The organism is Shewanella sp. 4t3-1-2LB, assembly GCF_017368415.1.
GTDB classification, from domain to species: domain Bacteria; phylum Pseudomonadota; class Gammaproteobacteria; order Enterobacterales; family Shewanellaceae; genus Shewanella; species Shewanella fodinae.
In genome coordinates this window covers 41,838-57,143 of the sequence record NZ_JAFNJD010000003.1, presented here as the reverse complement: position 1 = coordinate 57,143, position 15,306 = coordinate 41,838, and the positions used below count along the sequence as shown (strand labels likewise).

The 15,306-nt window shown below is 48.6% G+C and carries 15 protein-coding genes; 11 read left to right on the top strand and 4 right to left on the bottom strand.

Annotated elements, in window-relative coordinates; all coding sequences use genetic code 11:
• Positions 1-110: 110 nt before the first annotated feature.
• The 8 genes from hemA (at position 111) to J3L11_RS02425 (ending at position 7,834) form a co-directional block, all read left to right on the top strand.
• Entirely contained in the window at positions 111-1,361 is a 1,251-nt protein-coding gene (gene hemA / locus J3L11_RS02460; RefSeq protein ID WP_133039537.1) for a glutamyl-tRNA reductase, read from the top strand.
• 13 nt (positions 1,362-1,374) lie between these two features.
• Entirely contained in the window at positions 1,375-2,460 is a 1,086-nt protein-coding gene (gene prfA, locus J3L11_RS02455) for a peptide chain release factor 1 (protein WP_133039536.1), read from the top strand.
• Positions 2,461-2,471: 11 nt separating this feature from the next.
• Positions 2,472-3,317 carry a peptide chain release factor N(5)-glutamine methyltransferase gene (prmC, locus tag J3L11_RS02450; RefSeq protein WP_189618095.1) on the top strand — a complete coding sequence of 282 codons (846 nt, stop codon included), beginning with the start codon at positions 2,472-2,474 and terminating at the stop codon, positions 3,315-3,317.
• Positions 3,318-3,450: 133 nt separating this feature from the next.
• Complete coding sequence (locus tag J3L11_RS02445; RefSeq protein WP_189618096.1) at positions 3,451-3,846, top strand: SirB2 family protein; 396 nt, start codon at positions 3,451-3,453, stop codon at positions 3,844-3,846.
• The gene (locus J3L11_RS02440; protein WP_189618097.1) at positions 3,846-4,637 is read left to right on the top strand and encodes a tetratricopeptide repeat protein; all 792 of its coding nucleotides are present in this window, start codon (positions 3,846-3,848) and stop codon (positions 4,635-4,637) included. Before J3L11_RS02445 ends, J3L11_RS02440 begins: the two co-directional genes overlap by 1 nt.
• A gap of 78 nt (positions 4,638-4,715) precedes the next feature.
• The gene (locus tag J3L11_RS02435; protein ID WP_207569898.1) at positions 4,716-5,963 is read left to right on the top strand and encodes a DUF819 family protein; all 1,248 of its coding nucleotides are present in this window, start codon (positions 4,716-4,718) and stop codon (positions 5,961-5,963) included.
• Positions 5,964-6,020: 57 nt separating this feature from the next.
• Entirely contained in the window at positions 6,021-6,869 is an 849-nt protein-coding gene (kdsA, locus tag J3L11_RS02430; protein ID WP_133039595.1) for a 3-deoxy-8-phosphooctulonate synthase, read from the top strand.
• A 92-nt stretch (positions 6,870-6,961) separates the two neighbouring features.
• Positions 6,962-7,834 (top strand): EamA family transporter, encoded by an 873-nt coding sequence (locus tag J3L11_RS02425; protein ID WP_189618099.1) that lies wholly within the window; start codon positions 6,962-6,964, stop codon positions 7,832-7,834.
• Between the two features lies 1 nt (position 7,835).
• On the opposite strand, the gene J3L11_RS02420 is transcribed toward J3L11_RS02425, so the two are convergent.
• Both J3L11_RS02420 and J3L11_RS02415 read right to left on the bottom strand, forming a co-directional pair.
• Positions 7,836-8,630 (bottom strand): substrate-binding domain-containing protein, encoded by a 795-nt coding sequence (locus J3L11_RS02420; RefSeq protein WP_207569897.1) that lies wholly within the window; start codon positions 8,628-8,630, stop codon positions 7,836-7,838.
• A gap of 84 nt (positions 8,631-8,714) precedes the next feature.
• Positions 8,715-10,484 carry a flavocytochrome c gene (locus J3L11_RS02415; RefSeq protein WP_207569896.1) on the bottom strand — a complete coding sequence of 590 codons (1,770 nt, stop codon included), beginning with the start codon at positions 10,482-10,484 and terminating at the stop codon, positions 8,715-8,717.
• Between the two features lie 277 nt (positions 10,485-10,761).
• Here J3L11_RS02415 and J3L11_RS02410 point away from each other — a divergent pair, with 277 nt between their 5' ends.
• From J3L11_RS02410 to J3L11_RS02400, 3 genes are all read left to right on the top strand, one after another.
• The gene (locus J3L11_RS02410; protein WP_207569895.1) at positions 10,762-11,766 is read left to right on the top strand and encodes a porin; all 1,005 of its coding nucleotides are present in this window, start codon (positions 10,762-10,764) and stop codon (positions 11,764-11,766) included.
• Between the two features lie 109 nt (positions 11,767-11,875).
• Positions 11,876-12,781, top strand: a complete 906-nt coding sequence (locus J3L11_RS02405) for a LysR family transcriptional regulator (RefSeq protein ID WP_207569894.1) — start codon at positions 11,876-11,878, stop codon at positions 12,779-12,781.
• A complete protein-coding gene (locus tag J3L11_RS02400; RefSeq protein ID WP_207569893.1) occupies positions 12,775-13,992 on the top strand; it encodes a DUF819 family protein in 1,218 nt (405 codons plus the stop codon). The genes J3L11_RS02405 and J3L11_RS02400 overlap by 7 nt, the downstream gene beginning before the upstream one ends.
• Here J3L11_RS02400 and J3L11_RS02395 read toward each other — a convergent pair.
• Both J3L11_RS02395 and J3L11_RS02390 read right to left on the bottom strand, forming a co-directional pair.
• Complete coding sequence (locus J3L11_RS02395; RefSeq protein ID WP_207569892.1) at positions 13,968-14,891, bottom strand: 2-dehydropantoate 2-reductase; 924 nt, start codon at positions 14,889-14,891, stop codon at positions 13,968-13,970. The genes J3L11_RS02400 and J3L11_RS02395 overlap by 25 nt on opposite strands.
• The gene (locus tag J3L11_RS02390) at positions 14,888-15,256 is read right to left on the bottom strand and encodes a VanZ family protein (protein ID WP_207569940.1); all 369 of its coding nucleotides are present in this window, start codon (positions 15,254-15,256) and stop codon (positions 14,888-14,890) included. Before J3L11_RS02390 ends, J3L11_RS02395 begins: the two co-directional genes overlap by 4 nt.
• Between the last annotated feature and the right edge of the window lie 50 nt (positions 15,257-15,306).

Genomic DNA, 15,306 nt, shown 5'->3' with positions numbered 1-15,306 from the left:
TCACTAATAAACCTTTATTCGGTTTTGTTAAGCGTATTCTGTTTTTAGCTGGGGCAATTCAGTAGAATGGCCGCATCTTAACAAGACGCCAAGAGTCCAGAACGAGTCAGATGAGCCTTGTAGCAATTGGTATTAACCACAAAACTGCCACTGTCGACCTGCGTGAAAAAGTAGCCTTTGCCCCGGACAAGATCCATGAAGCCATGAGAAGCCTCGCCCAAGAGACGGCTTCTGGTGAAGCGGTGATAGTGTCCACGTGTAACCGCACTGAGCTGTACTGTAACACTCAGGATGTGGCGCGGGTGGTTTCCTGGCTGGAGCAGTATCATTCTCTGAGCCACGACGAAGTGGCACCGTGTCTTTATGAATTTCAAGGCCAGAAAGCCGTTCAGCATCTCATGCGGGTGGCATCTGGTCTAGATTCACTGGTGTTAGGTGAACCGCAAATCCTTGGACAGGTGAAACAGGCATTTGTCAAAGCCAAAGAGTCTGGTACCGTGGCCATGACCATGGATCGTCTGTTCCAGAACACCTTCTCTGTCGCCAAGAAAGTGCGCACCGAAACGGAAATTGGCACTGCCGCTGTGTCGGTCGCATTTGCCGCAGTGAGCATGGCAAAACATATTTTCTCATCGCTGGCGACCACCAAAGCCTTGCTTATTGGGGCCGGTGAAACCATTGAACTGGTGGCCCGCCATCTCAAGGAAAATGGTGTTGCCAGTATGGTGGTGGCAAACCGCACTTTGTCGCGTGCCGAAGCCATGTGTGAAGAGTTTGGTGCCCAAGCGATCACCTTGGAACAGATCCCAGATTTTCTCCCTAAAGCCGATATCGTGATATCCTCTACCGCCAGCCCGTTACCTATACTGGGTAAAGGCATGGTGGAAAAAGCGCTGAAGCAGCGCCGCCATCAACCTATGTTACTGGTTGATATTGCGGTTCCCCGTGATATTGAAGCAGAAGTCGCCGATCTGGATGCGGCTTATCTGTACACGGTTGACGATCTGCAAAGCATAGTGGAACAGAATATGGCCTCTCGACGTGAGGCCGCCGAGCAAGCGGAACTTATCGCCGAAGAGCAATCACTGCAGTTTATGGAGTGGGTGCGCTCGCTAGAGTCCGTTGACAGCATTCGAGAGTACCGTACCCACTGCATGGATATTAAGGATGAGCTGTTAGAGAGAGCTATCAACAGGTTAGGGCAGGGCGCGGATGCCGAAGAGGTAATGCGCGAACTGGCTAACCGCCTCACTAATCGACTTATTCATGCACCGACACAGGCGCTAACTGTCGCCAGTCGTCACGGCGATCTCAATGCACTTGGTCAGTTAAGAACCGCGCTCGGTTTAGATAAAGACTAAGGTTAGCAACTGAATGAAGGATTCCGTTATCCGTAAGCTGGAAGGCTTACAGGAGCGTTATGAAGAAGTACAGGCACTGCTCAGTGAAGCAGATGTCATCAGCGATCAGGATCGATTTCGTACCCTGTCCCGTGAGTATTCCCAATTAGAAGATGTGGTGAAAGGATTCCGTCACTTCCAGCAGGCATTGGCGGATCTGCATACCGCCGAGGAGATGCTGCAGGAAGACGACCCTGATATGCGCGAAATGGCGCAGGACGAGCTGAAAGCGGCCAAAGCCCGCTTGGAACAGCTGGAAGGGGAATTGCAGATCCTGCTGCTCCCCAAAGATCCTAACGATGATACCAACGCTTTCTTGGAAGTTCGTGCCGGTACTGGCGGTGATGAAGCCGCACTGTTTGCTGGGGATCTGTTCCGTATGTACAGCCGCTACGCCGAAGCCCGGCGTTGGCAGGTGGAAGTCGTCAGTGCCAGCGAGGGCGAGCATGGTGGCTTTAAAGAAGTAATTGCTAGAGTCAGCGGTGATGGCGTGTATGGTCGCTTGAAGTTTGAATCGGGGGGGCATCGCGTACAACGGGTACCGGAAACCGAGTCACAGGGCCGCGTGCATACCTCCGCCTGCACGGTAGCCGTGATGCACGAAGTGCCAGAAGCACAAGCGGTAGAAATTAATCCTGCCGAACTGCGTATTGACACTTTCCGATCTTCCGGGGCCGGTGGTCAGCACGTCAATAAAACTGATTCTGCCATTCGTATCACTCACTTACCAACAGGTTTGGTGGTGGAATGTCAGGATGAGCGTTCGCAGCACAAAAACAAGGCGCGGGCCATGAGTGTGCTGGCTGCACGTCTGCAGGCGAGAGAAGATGAAAAACGCGCCAGTGAGGAAGCGTCGACTCGTCGCTCATTGGTCGGCAGCGGTGATCGCTCCGAGCGGATCCGCACCTATAATTTTCCTCAAGGGCGTGTCAGTGAACATCGAATTAACCTGACGTTATACCGTCTGAATGAAGTCATGGAAGGCGATCTGGATCAACTGATTGACCCGTTACTTCAGGAATATCAAGCCGATCAGTTGGCCGCACTCTCCGAAGAATAAGGACTGATGTCGTGACCAGAACTACAATCGCAGAAGCCCTGCAATGGGCTTCCTCTGTATTGTCCGCAACGTCAGAATCTGCTCACGTGGATGCTGAAGTATTGTTGTTACACTGCCTCGGAAAGAATCGTAGTTTTATCTATGCCTGGCCTGAACGGCAATTAACTGACGAACAACATAAGCAATTGCAACAGATGGTGGCGCGCCGCGCGCAAGGTGTGCCGGTAGCACATATTGTGGGTGAGCGCGAATTCTGGTCTCTGCCATTTATTGTCAACGAGTCTACCTTAATTCCGCGACCTGACACTGAAATCCTGGTAGAAACCGCGTTAAATCTGCCGCTAGCGGAAAACGCGGCAGTCTTAGACCTTGGGACGGGTACAGGGGCTATCGCACTGGCATTGGCCCATGAACGTCCACAATGGCAAGTGTGCGCGGTAGATAATGTTGGTGCCGCAGTAGAACTGGCCAAGGCTAATCGTAAGAACCTGGCTTTGCCTCAGGTTGAGATCCTTAAAAGCGACTGGTTCTCTGAGCTTGCGGGGCGTAAATTTCAACTGATAGCGTCCAATCCTCCCTACATTGAAGAAAATGATGAACATCTGGCACAGGGCGATGTGCGTTTTGAGCCTCGCAGTGCATTAACAGCAGGTCAGCAAGGGTTTGCCGCTTTGTTTCATATTGCCGAGCATGCCCGTGAATTTTTGCTGCCAGGTGGTTATCTGTTACTGGAACATGGTTTTACCCAAGGTCGGCGGCTGCGCGAAAAACTCAATGAACTAGGATATCTGCAGGTGGCGACGGTTCGGGATTTTGGCTCCAATGAGCGTTGTACCTTAGGTTTTTGGCCGGGGTAATCGTTCCTCCACTTGAAAATCGGCGACTTAGCCACCATCTACTTCACTGTGGAACCCGCGAACGGACAATCGTTTGGACGTGGGAGAACCATAGGGTAAACTGACGCCTTCTTTTCGCATCGGCGGTTTACAAATGGATAATTTTTACAGTGTTTACTCGGGAATTAAGTACTTTCACTTGCTGATGATTGGCCTGAGTGTCACCTTTCTCAGTGTGCGCTTCGTGTTAAGCCTCGGGCAATCTGCATGGATGGATAAAAAGTTATTAAGGATTGCTCCGCATGTGATTGATACCTTGCTGCTGCTCTCCGGCGTAACCCTGTGCTTTATGATCAAGCAATATCCATTTGTCGACACCTGGATGACCGAGAAGCTGGCGGCAGTCGTCGCATATATTGTGTTGGCCATTGCTGCCATGAAAAGCTCCCGCGGCATGTTATTCCGCATCTTTGCTTTCCTCGGTGCTATCGGTTGGCTGGTATTTGCGGCTAAAGTGGCTTACATCAAACAAGCGGTATTTTTAGGGTAATGCAAAGATTTCCTTCAGACGACAAAGCGCTTTCCCTGCCGGAAACCGCATTTGAAATGTGTCAGTATCTGGGGTTCAGTGACCTCAAACAGGTACAGTGGGCTTGGTATGAGCTTTCGGGCGCGGTGTTGAGCCATTATCTGTTTGATGAAGAACAGCGTTTTGCGGCGTTATTGAAATGGTTTTATCAGGATCTGCGTTTCTGTGAAAAAGCGGAATATTTCTCCCGTGATGCCGCAGATTTGGGGCGTTGTCTGCAAAGCCGACAAGGCAACAGCACTACGCTTGCGACGGCACTTATGTTGCTTGGGCGAGAGCTGGATCTGAAAACCGCGCTGATCTTGTTGCCGGGAACCACGGTAATGTCCTGCCAGTTAGCGGGAGAACTCCATTACATTGACCCATTGACCGGTAACCGCCTTAATCGGAAACAGTTGCATGCGCTGGTACGCGGTGAACTAGGCAACTGGGCTGCTATGAAGGATAGCTATCTCAAACCTGCCTCTGTCAAACAGGTGTTAACTCGACTGCTGCATGAACTTAAAGCCGGTTGCATTGTTGAGCACAGATTTGAGTCGGCACTGGAATGTTGTAATCTGCTCCTCGACTGGTATCCAGATGATCTAAATCTGCACCGTGAACGTGCTTTTATTGCGCAGCAGTTGGGCGCCATTCAGGTGGCAACGGCTGATCTGCAGTATTTTATCGATAACAATCCGCATGATCCGATAGTCGAACTGGTGAAAATGCAGTTACAGGAACTCGGTGAAGAAACTCAGGTATTTCACTGATATTCAACAGCGGTTACGCCAATTACACTATGTTATCTACACGGAACATAATCACTATTTAGGGAGAGCCTCTGCCTTATGACGACCGCTCTGGTTACCAACGACGCAACGGCGCTGGGAATTTTGGCCGCCATACTGGGATTTGTGTTTTACACGAACAGCAGTGAACATCCATTCTGGCAAAAGTTTTACCGTTTTGTTCCGGCGCTGCTGCTCTGCTATTTTTTGCCGTCGCTGCTGAACACTTTTGGCATTATCGATGGCCATAGCTCTAAACTCTATTTCGTCGCTTCCCGTTATCTGTTACCTGCCTGTCTGGTGCTGCTTATTCTCAGTGTAGATCTGAAAGCCATTCTTAGTCTCGGTCCCAAGGCGTTGGTGATGTTTCTGACGGGCACTTTCGGCATTGTGATTGGCGGTCCAGTAGCGCTGTTGCTGATGTCGCTTGTTGATCCATCATTAACAGGAGGCCATGGGCCAGACGCTGTATGGCGCGGTATGACTACCTTGGCCGGGAGCTGGATTGGCGGTGGTGCCAATCAGGCAGCGATGAAAGAAGTCTACGAAGTTGGTGGTAACATCTTTTCGGTAATGGTGACGGTGGATGTGATCGTCGCCAATATCTGGATGGCCGTGTTGCTTTTTCTGGCGGCTAATGCCAAAACCATTGATGCTAAAACCGGTGCTGATACCCGTGCAATTGATGCCCTGCGCCACAAAGTGGAAACGTACCATGCGGAGAATGCTCGGATCCCCAGTCTGCGAGATCTCATGCTGATAGTGGCCATCGGCTTTGGCGTCACCGGGATTGCGCATATGTGTGCTGACTGGCTAGCACCTTTCTTCAGTGAACACTATCCGTGGACGGAAAAATACAGCCTGACTTCGTCATTTTTCTGGCTGGTAGTCATTGTTACTACCATAGGACTGGCCTTGTCTTTTACGCCATTACGGCATTATGAGGCCGCGGGCGCTTCCAAAGTGGGCTCTGCATTTTTGTATGTGCTCGTGGCAACCATTGGCCTGCATATGGATGTCACTAAAATAATGGATACGCCAGAGTATTTTTTGCTTGGCATTATCTGGATGATTGTCCATGCGGGATTAATGCTGCTGGTGGCGAAACTTATCCGTGCGCCGCTGTTTTATATGGCGGTAGGTAGTCAGGCCAATGTTGGGGGCGCGGCATCAGCACCGGTGGTAGCTGCCGCGTTTCATCCAGCGCTGGCACCGGTAGGCGTGTTGTTGGCGGTATTCGGTTACGCGCTAGGGACTTACATGGCTTGGCTCTGTGGTCAGCTGTTACAAGTGGTAGCGAGTTGGTAAAGAATTTTTTTATGAATATTCATGTGCTGCAGGGCAGCCATTGAGAGAGATGCGGTGATGACCATGAAAAACATCAAGCTCGGCAATATTGAGATCGCTAACGACAAGCCATTTGTGCTATTTGGTGGCATGAACGTGCTGGAATCGCGAGATCTGGCGCTACGAATTGCAGAAACCTACGCCGAAGTGACTCAGAAACTCGGTATCCCTTATGTATTCAAGGCCTCGTTCGACAAGGCAAATCGCTCCTCTATCAACTCCTATCGGGGACCTGGTATGGAAGAAGGGTTGAAGATCTTTCAGGAGATCAAAGACACCTTTAACTTGCCGTTGATCACCGATGTGCATGAGCCATATCAATGTGCGCCAGTGGCCGAAGTGGTTGATATCATCCAGTTGCCAGCGTTTTTGGCTCGGCAAACGGATTTAGTGGTAGCCATGGCCAAGACCGGGGCCATTATTAACGTGAAAAAACCGCAATTCCTCGCGCCCCATGAAATGCGCCACATCATCAAAAAATTCAATGAAGCTGGCAATGATGAGATCATACTGTGTGAACGTGGCAGTTGCTTTGGCTACAACAATCTTGTGGTGGACATGCTGGGTATGGATGAGATGAAGCAGAGTGGTTACCCGGTTATATTTGATGCCACCCATGCACTGCAGCGCCCAGGTGGCCGCGCAGACTCCGCTGGAGGTCGCCGTGCCCAAGCCACAGAATTGGCGCGCAGCGGGATGGCGTTAGGGCTTGCGGGGTTGTTTATTGAGGCGCATCCTGATCCCGACAATGCCAAGTGCGATGGCCCCTGTGCGCTGCCGTTGCATCTGCTGGAAGCCTATCTAAGCCAGATGAAAGCGGTTGATGATTTAGTGAAAGCTTTTCCGGTGTTGGATACCAGCAAGTGACCGTAAGCCGCAGTGACCTGTAATATGCTCAAATGCCCGGTAGTTGCTGGGCATTTTTGTGTCTTTTTTCAAATTCTCGTCTGGATCAAATCATGTGGATTCTGTTTACCCTGATGGCTGCTTTTATGCAGGCATGGCGCAATGCTTTTCAAAGTCGACTGAGTCGGGATGTTAAAATTGCCGGGGTGACATTAGCGAGGTTTCTGTATGCCAGTCCGTTGGCAGCGCTTTATTTGGGGCTACTGTATCTGTGGCAACCTGCTCCGTGGCCGCAACTATGGGGTTTAGGTGGATTGTATATTTTAGGCGCGGCCTTGATGCAGATCCTTGCTACCGCATTAATGGTAAAGCTGTTTAAGCTGAAAAACTTTGCCGTGGGGGCTGGTCTGGCAAAAAGTGAAGCGTTGGTGGCAGCGATCCTTGGGACATTCATCTTTGGCACACATCTAAGTTTATTGGGATGGGTCGGTGTCTTTATCGGGGCGCTGGCGGTATTCCTGCTGAGTGTCGGTGATAGTTGGCGCAGCATGTCTTGGTCCACGGTGTTGCTGGGGATAGCGTGTGGCAGCGGCTTGGCGCTGACCTCCTTGTGGGTGCGTGAAGCTAGTCTGGTGTTGGGCTTGCCTTTTCCCCATCGTGCGGCCTGGGTGTTATTGCTGGTGATCCTGACGCAAACGTTGCTGTTACTGCTTTGGTTGTGGTTGACGGATCGCAATACCTTACAAGCGCTTTGGCAGCGTCCTAAGCTGACCGTCGCTACCAGCATCAGTAGTTTTATGGGGTCGCTTGGCTGGTTCAGCGCTATGTCGTTAACGGCGGTGCCTTATGTGAAGACGCTTGGACAGGTGGAAGTGTTTTTCATGATGTTTATCTCTTACTTCTGGCTGAGGGAAAAAGTAAGAGTTAAAGATATTGGCGGCCTGTTGTTGATTGCCTTGGCCGCCATTTTAGTGTTGTGGCGTTAACTTATTCAGCGGCGACTGGATCAAGTCCTGCCTGACGAATACTGGTAATCACGTATGGGGTATCTGAGGCAAGATAGTGGATTAACGCTGCGGCTTCTTGCGGATGCAGGCTGCTCTTGGTTACTCCGGCAGAAAAAGTAGTTACTTTTTGATATTTGCTAGGGATAGGACCAACCAATTCAGCCCCTTGAATGGGTAATATTTCGCTGATTTGTTGGAACCCGATTTCCAGTTGTCCATCAGCGACTAAACTGGCAACGCGTTTACTTAATACCCGGGTACTTTTCGGTTCGATCATTTGCCACAGGCCCATCTCCGGCCACAGTTTAGTCGACAAATAAGTACCGCTGGCACTGGCGGAATAGCCAATAGTTTTGGCTTCATGCAGCACCTTAATGAAGTTTTCTGGCGTACTGATATCCGGTTTTTTGGCCCCTTTTTTCACACACATGCCAATGCGTGAGCGCACTAAGTCTGTGCGAGTATCTTTACTGACGAAGTCTTTATTGGTCAGTTTATCCAGTGAACTACGAGACAGGATCAGTACATCAAACTGTTCGCCGCGCTTGAGTCGCTCAGGAATCGAGTCCACCGCACCACCTGACGATGAGCCATAAGAGATATCGATGTCCAGCCCGGTATCTTTTTCCAGTTGCGGCTCCATGGCGGTGAGAGTGCCAGCAAATCCTCCAGAAGTGATAACTTTGAGTTTTACAGCGGCTTCAGCAGCATAACTACCCAAACTTAATATCGCGGCCAATAACACCGGCCCTAAACGATAAAAAATACCTTTCATAGTGTCATCCTTTGTTATTAAAAGGTGCGGTCCGCCGGAGCGGACCGCGGGGGTAGGCACCTAAGTGCCTTAGGGACGTTATTTCTATTTCTTCAATGCGTTTTCGGCAGCGTTTTCACCGGCAATTTTGCCAAATACCACGGTGTCAGCGATGGCGTTACCACCCAGACGGTTGTATCCATGTACACCGCCAGTTACTTCTCCGGCTGCATAAAGACCTTTGATTGGCCAGCTCTGCAGATCGAGTACTTCGGCTTTGGTGTCAATGGCAACACCGCCCATAGTGTGGTGGATACCAGGGGCAACCTTTACTGCATAGTAGGGAGGTTGTGTCAGGTTTAATGGCATGTCTTCACGGTGGAAGGCTTTATCGTCGCCGGTTTTCTGATATTCGTTGTAGTCAGAAATGGTACCAGCTAACAGTTTGGCGTCCATTTTGGTTAGCTTAGCCAAGTCTGCAATGGTGTCTGCTTTTTTAAGCATCTGTAAGTGGTCATAGCCGCGCACCATTTTGGCTTTTTTATACAGTTGATTATCAAATACCAACCAAGCAAATTTCCCTGGTTGCTTCAGAATGGCATCAGACGCACGGTCACGAGTGGTCAATTCACTAACAAAACGTTTACCTTCAGCGTTGACCATAATGGCACCAACACCGCGTACTGTTTCTGAAATCAGAATACGGCTGTCCATTCCGATAGTTGGGTGAGCCTGGATCCAGTCAATATCTGTCATGCTGGCACCAATCTCTTTGGCCATATTGATACCATCACCAGTAGCGGTAATGTTGTTGGAACTGGTCATGTCTTTAAAGGTTGGACGGTAGAAGGCTATCATCTGTTTGTTATAGCCATAGCCGCCGGTAGTTAATACGACTGACTTAGCACTCAGCATGTAATAACCACTGTGTTTCCCGTGTACCACTACCCCAACAATCTGGTGGTCGTCGTTAAGTACCAGTTTTTCTGCACGGGAGTTCAGGCGGGTTTCTACGCCATATTTGTCTGCTGCTTTGCGCAGTGCCTGGACGATAGTCGGACCTGCACTACGACCATCTGCAGGTCGATGCGTACGGTCAACGCGAGCACCACCAGAGCGCTTCAGGTCATCCATGTTGACGCCTAAAGACTCTAGCCATTTCACCCCTGCGGCTGATTGTTCAGCAAGAATTTCCACTAATTTAGGGTCATTGGCATAGCGGCCGCCCTTCATTGTGTCTTCCACAAACCATTCCACTTTGTCTTCTACGTGGTGGGCTTTTTGTTGTGGTGTTCCAACGGCGTTCATACCACCCGCAGCCAACATAGAGTTACCGCCACTGAACGGCGCTTTTTCTACGAGAATGACTTTGGCACCAGCTTGTTTTGCCGCAATTGCGGCGTTATAGCCGGCACTGCCTGCACCGATAACAACAACATCTGTGCTCTCGATAGGGCCTTTAGCGATAGCTTGCTGAATTTTTTCCTGATCCCATTTTGCATCCCAAGCTTCTTTTTTCTTGGCATCATTAAATGGAATTTTAAGATCGAAAGAGTGACATTCATTACAGTAAACTTTTGACTGCTCATGGCCCTTATGGCAGCTCGTACAATGGATGTCGCCCAAGTGCGAATTATGTGGATCGATCTTTAATTTTGGATTTTTCAGCGCTGAATAGTCACCATGACAGCTCAGGCATTGCCCATTAATATAGTTTTCACTGTCATCGGCAACTTTCCCTGGCGTTTGATGACAAGTTTTACAACCATCACCTTTGTCTTTGTGAAACGAGGCTAAATCATTAGCTTTAGCTTCTGCATTGCCGATACCGGCTAGACACATTAGGATCAAACCACTTAACACTGCAAATTTCATGATGTTCCCTTTTTCTTGTATAGATAAAACTTAGTATATGGTGCAGGTTATTCATGATTAAAAAGTTGAATTAGATCTGCTTTATTTTTTGTTTATTTATTATTTAAGTTGGTTTAAGAAAAAATTAACTCAAGCTTTAAATATTTTTTAATGCTGTTTTTTAAATTCTTAAGATGGTTTTAGATCTAGTTAATTGTGATCGGGTTGTAATTCTTTTATTGACTATTTTATCTATTCTTTGCAGCGATTTTTATAGTTACCACAGGAATATTTTTCAATGAAAAAAACAATTCTGGCAGTCAGTCTTATTACCGCCGCTTTCCCTGTTTCTCATGCATTTGCGAACGAAACTCAGTTTTACGGTCGTGCATGGCTTGGGTTAACATACTCAGATAATGGATTACTTGCCAATCGCAAAGAGAATGGCACCCAGCTTGAGAATTTTGCCTCTTTCATCGGTTTGAAAGGGGAAGAAAAATTAAATGATAGTTTGAAACTTATTTATGTTGCTGAAGCCGGAACCGAAGGTTACTACGAAACATCAGAACTATTTACTGCGAGAAATACCTATATTGGTGTTGCTGGTAATTATGGCTCAATGGTTTTTGGTCGTAATGATACCGTGTTTAAGAAAACAGAAGGTAAAGTAGATCAGTTTAATATTACATCTGCAGATATGGCCAAGTTGATTTCTGGAAATGATCGTCTTGGTGATTCTGTTACTTATTATTCTCCGAAATTATCAGGGATTCAATTCGGTGCCAGTTATCAATTCGCTGACAATGTCGATAACAGTTCAGGTAACTATGCCCTGAGTGCTACTTTAGGCGACAGTCATCTTAAGAAAGATAACTATTATGTGGCATTGGCCTATGCTGATGGTTTAAATCAGTTAGACGCATATCGTGTGGTGGGTGGTGTTAAGTTAGCGGGTATTCATTGGGGCGCACTGGTTCAACACGCTAAATCAGACAAATATGAAAATCTTGATGGCAATAGCTATATGTTGAGTGCGGCTTTGCCTTTTGATCAGTACCAAGTGAAAGTGCAGTATCTCTATGACCGAGCCGGTTTAGGTAAAGTCACTAGCAATATTGCAGATAAAAAAAGTGTCACTGATACCAGCAGTTACCTGTTGTCTTTAGGGTTGGATTACATGCCATCCAAAGCGACCACTATCGGTGTGATTGCCAGCTACCTTAACGGTGATGTCACTGACAAAAATGGTTATCGGGACTATGACGACAACCAATTTACTGTCTATTTAAAACAGATTTTTTAACTATCCCGCGTGTCAGTATCACGCGCAAATGAGCATTCGCCGCATTGATCAAGGTTTGTCGGCAGAGTAAATGCTAGGCTCTGCTGACAAGCACAAGTGGAACTGATTAATGAAAGTCACCTTAAAACAGTTGCTGGTTTTTAAGACCATTCAACAAGAGGGGCAGATCTCTAAAGCGGCAAAACAACTGCATATGTCGGTGCCTGCGGTGAGTATGGCGCTAAAAGAGCTGGAAAGTATATTGGAAAGCCGCTTATTTGAACGCACCTGTAGTGGTTTACAGCTGAACAGGCAAGGGGAGCTGTTGTTACCTTATGCCAATGAGATGCTAACAACGGGTGAGCAATTGGAGCAGGTTTTCTCCGCTTCGGCGTCTGGTGTTGTTGGCAGTGTCACGATTGGGGCTTGTAAGACAGCGGGTAACTATGTGCTATCGCGTATGTTGCCGCTGTTTCATATGCGCTTTCCGGCGACGCAATTGCGGCTGGTGATCAACGACTCCAATAGTATTGAGCGGATGCTGGTCGAACGGGAAGTGGATCTGGCCTTTGTGGATGCTAAGCCCAGTTTAGCGTCTGTTTGCAGTGACATGTGGCTAAGGGATCGCATTTGCATTGTGTGCGGGGCGGATAATCCATTGGCACAACAACCCATCACTACCGAACTTTTATCTCAGCAGGTCTGGTATCTGGATGAGTCTGCCACAGTTTCGCGGGTGCGCGCTATTCAACTGCTGCACAGTTGTGGGATTGTCCCTTCACAAAACATTACGATGACGACACTTGGCGCTATCAAACGTGCCACCGCTAGTGGCTATGGAGTCAGTGTGTTGCCTTATATGTCTATAGACGCCGAGTTGGAGCGTGCTGACTTAGTCGAATTATCGGCCCCCGGTTGGGATTTTGAGCGCAATTACTGGATGATATACCGTGCAGATGAAGCGCTATCTCCCGCTTGTTGTAACTTTAGGGAGTTTGCCAGCGACAATTGCAATGCGCTGCGTCATTTATGCTAAAGATCACCAACGATTTCCAGCTGTTTGGCGTGTTATGTCTCTTCCTCGGTGGTATCTTTTATACCGCCGGGCTAAAAAATCGGTTTTTTATCGCGCTATATAAGCTGATACCGGTGATGGTTGCCTGCTATTTTTTGCCGTCACTGCTTAATACTTTCCACCTTATCCAGATCCCCGACTCCCATCTGTTTATACTGGTGCAAGATTACTTGATGCCTGCCTGTCTTTGCCTGTTGCTGTTGGGCTTGAATATCCGTGCAGTATTTAGCAGTGGCGGTAAGTTGCTGTTGTTATTCTTTATTGGCAGTGTTGGTGTTTTTATTGGTGGTCCTCTGGCGTTGCTGGCGGTGACTCATTTTCGGCCAGAAATGTTGCTGGAGCAGGGCGATAACAGTTTGTGGCGAGGCATGGCAACCTTGGCGGGTAACTGGGTCGGCGGTACCGCCAATCAACTGGCTATCAAACAGCTATTTCATGTTGGCGATGATATTTTTGGTGTGTTTGTGACCGTCAATGTGTTGCTGTCTGGAATATGGATGTCATTACTGCTTTTGTTGGCACCCCATGAAACACAAATTAATCGCTGGTTGCGGAGCGCTTCAATCATCCCAGTCACTAGTGCCGAACAAGAAACCGAACGTGTAGCTGATTTACGGCATTTGATGTTGTTGCTGTGTATGCCGTTATGTCTTGGTGGATTGGCTCACGCTATTTCTGGGTTTCTAGCACAATGGTGTGCCTCATTCTGGCCTGGTGCCAGCCAGTATCAGCTGCATTTGCCTTTTCTGTGGCGGATGGTGATTCTTACAACCGGCAGCGTATTGTTGTCTTTGAGTCCGGCGAGAAAATTGGCGGTCTATGGTGCCGATAAGATAGGTTCAGTTTGCCTGTATCTGATGCTGGCAATTATGGGGCTGAAGATGAATATCGCCATGTTGCTGCAGTTACCTTGGTTTTTTGTGATCGGCGCAATCTGGTTGCTGATCCACATAGCGGTAATGCTATTAGCTACCTGGTATTTGCGGTTGCCATTTGGTTACATGGCGATAGCCAGTCAGTGTAACTTGGGTGGGGCGGCTTCTGCTCCAGTGGTTGCAAGTGCCTATAACAAAGGGTTGGTGCCATTGGCACTGCTGATTGCGGTTTTTGGCTATGCCTGGGCGAATTTTGTTGCTTGGGCTTGCGGTCAATGGCTACAACGTATTAGCTGAGTTTGTAAGCGCTTCACCTGGGCTACTAATGATTGATTAACGGGAAGTTCAACATCATGTTGCTGCGCCAGTTGTAATAGATAACCGTTAATCGCGTCGATCTCCGTCAGACGCTGGTGTTGTATGTCTTGCTGCATGGAGGAATAATTGGTAGCGGTAAGGCTAATCACCTGATTCACCCGTTGCAGTAAAGCATCGTTGTCGAGGCTTAAACCTTCAAATTTTGCAATCTTGACCAATTCGGCAATCACCGTCTGGATCTGCTGTTGGTAATGCTTTTCTGCCAGAGCCCCATTGGGGATATTATCAATGGCTGTTAGTGGGTTAATCGCCGCATTGACGGCCAGTTTGCCCCATAACGCTGGCATAATATCATCACACCATTCACTGTCAGGAATCGCCTGCAATAACTGTGACTGCAGTTTTTTGGGCATTGCAGGCCCAGTGATATCGCCTAACTGAGTAATGCCGCTACCGGTATGGCGTATCTGGCGTTCACCTATCCGCAAAGCTCCTTGGCTGGTGGTGCCCAGCGACAGACCTCGCCCCGCTAACAGTGGTATTAACTGGCGATGAGGGCCAAGGCCATTATGTAGTAGCAGCAGTTGACAGTGTTGCGACAGCTTTGGCAGCAATGCCGATAACGTATTGACAACTTGGTATGCCTTTAACGTTACGATCAGTAAACTAATATTGCTGAACTCGGTGGCTGCAGCGTCAATGGCTAGACAAGGGAACATACGACAATAACTACCGTTCCTGGTCTCTAACGTGAATTTTTGCAATGGTTGGCAGCACTTGTCTGGACGCACGATCAATAGTGGCTGACAACTGCTGCTTGCCAGTTGATGCGCCAGCAATTGGCCGATAGCGCCCGCGCCGAGAATCGCGATGGTCATTGGCGGTGCTCGCCAACGCGTTTGGGCCGCCGCACTCGATGCCAGACGCCAAGCAGTAAATAAAACAGTGCTACGCCTGCCATATCCGCCATAAAGTCCTTCACGTCGGCACTGCGATAAGGCAGAAAAGACTGCACAACTTCGATAAGCATGCCGTAAAACGCCAGTTCTAGTACAATCCAGTACCAGCGTGGGCGGTACGCCTGATACGCTAGCCATGCCAGCATGAAAAAGCTACCGATATGGCCGACCTTGTCGAGGTTAGGAATATTCTGTGGATAGCTGGGTTTGGAGAATACCAGATAACTGACTAGCAATACTGCAGCCAATAAGGCGATACGAAAAACTAGCTGTCGTTTAATCACATTCACATCGATGTCAGGGAAATCTGCTATTCATGATATGCAAAAGCCCC

Excerpts from the sequence above, each read along its gene's own strand:
- hemA (WP_133039537.1), top strand. The coding sequence starts at position 111 with ATGAGCCTTGTAGCAATTGGTATTAACCACAAAACTGCCACTGTCGAC.
- prfA (WP_133039536.1), top strand. The coding sequence starts at position 1,375 with ATGAAGGATTCCGTTATCCGTAAGCTGGAAGGCTTACAGGAGCGTTAT.
- J3L11_RS02445 (WP_189618096.1), top strand. The coding sequence starts at position 3,451 with ATGGATAATTTTTACAGTGTTTACTCGGGAATTAAGTACTTTCACTTG.
- J3L11_RS02440 (WP_189618097.1), top strand. The coding sequence starts at position 3,846 with ATGCAAAGATTTCCTTCAGACGACAAAGCGCTTTCCCTGCCGGAAACC.
- J3L11_RS02435 (WP_207569898.1), top strand. The coding sequence starts at position 4,716 with ATGACGACCGCTCTGGTTACCAACGACGCAACGGCGCTGGGAATTTTG.
- kdsA (WP_133039595.1), top strand. The coding sequence starts at position 6,021 with ATGACCATGAAAAACATCAAGCTCGGCAATATTGAGATCGCTAACGAC.
- J3L11_RS02425 (WP_189618099.1), top strand. The coding sequence starts at position 6,962 with ATGTGGATTCTGTTTACCCTGATGGCTGCTTTTATGCAGGCATGGCGC.
- J3L11_RS02420 (WP_207569897.1), bottom strand. The coding sequence starts at position 8,630 with ATGAAAGGTATTTTTTATCGTTTAGGGCCGGTGTTATTGGCCGCGATA.
- J3L11_RS02415 (WP_207569896.1), bottom strand. The coding sequence starts at position 10,484 with ATGAAATTTGCAGTGTTAAGTGGTTTGATCCTAATGTGTCTAGCCGGT.
- J3L11_RS02410 (WP_207569895.1), top strand. The coding sequence starts at position 10,762 with ATGAAAAAAACAATTCTGGCAGTCAGTCTTATTACCGCCGCTTTCCCT.
- J3L11_RS02405 (WP_207569894.1), top strand. The coding sequence starts at position 11,876 with ATGAAAGTCACCTTAAAACAGTTGCTGGTTTTTAAGACCATTCAACAA.
- J3L11_RS02400 (WP_207569893.1), top strand. The coding sequence starts at position 12,775 with ATGCTAAAGATCACCAACGATTTCCAGCTGTTTGGCGTGTTATGTCTC.
- J3L11_RS02395 (WP_207569892.1), bottom strand. The coding sequence starts at position 14,891 with ATGACCATCGCGATTCTCGGCGCGGGCGCTATCGGCCAATTGCTGGCG.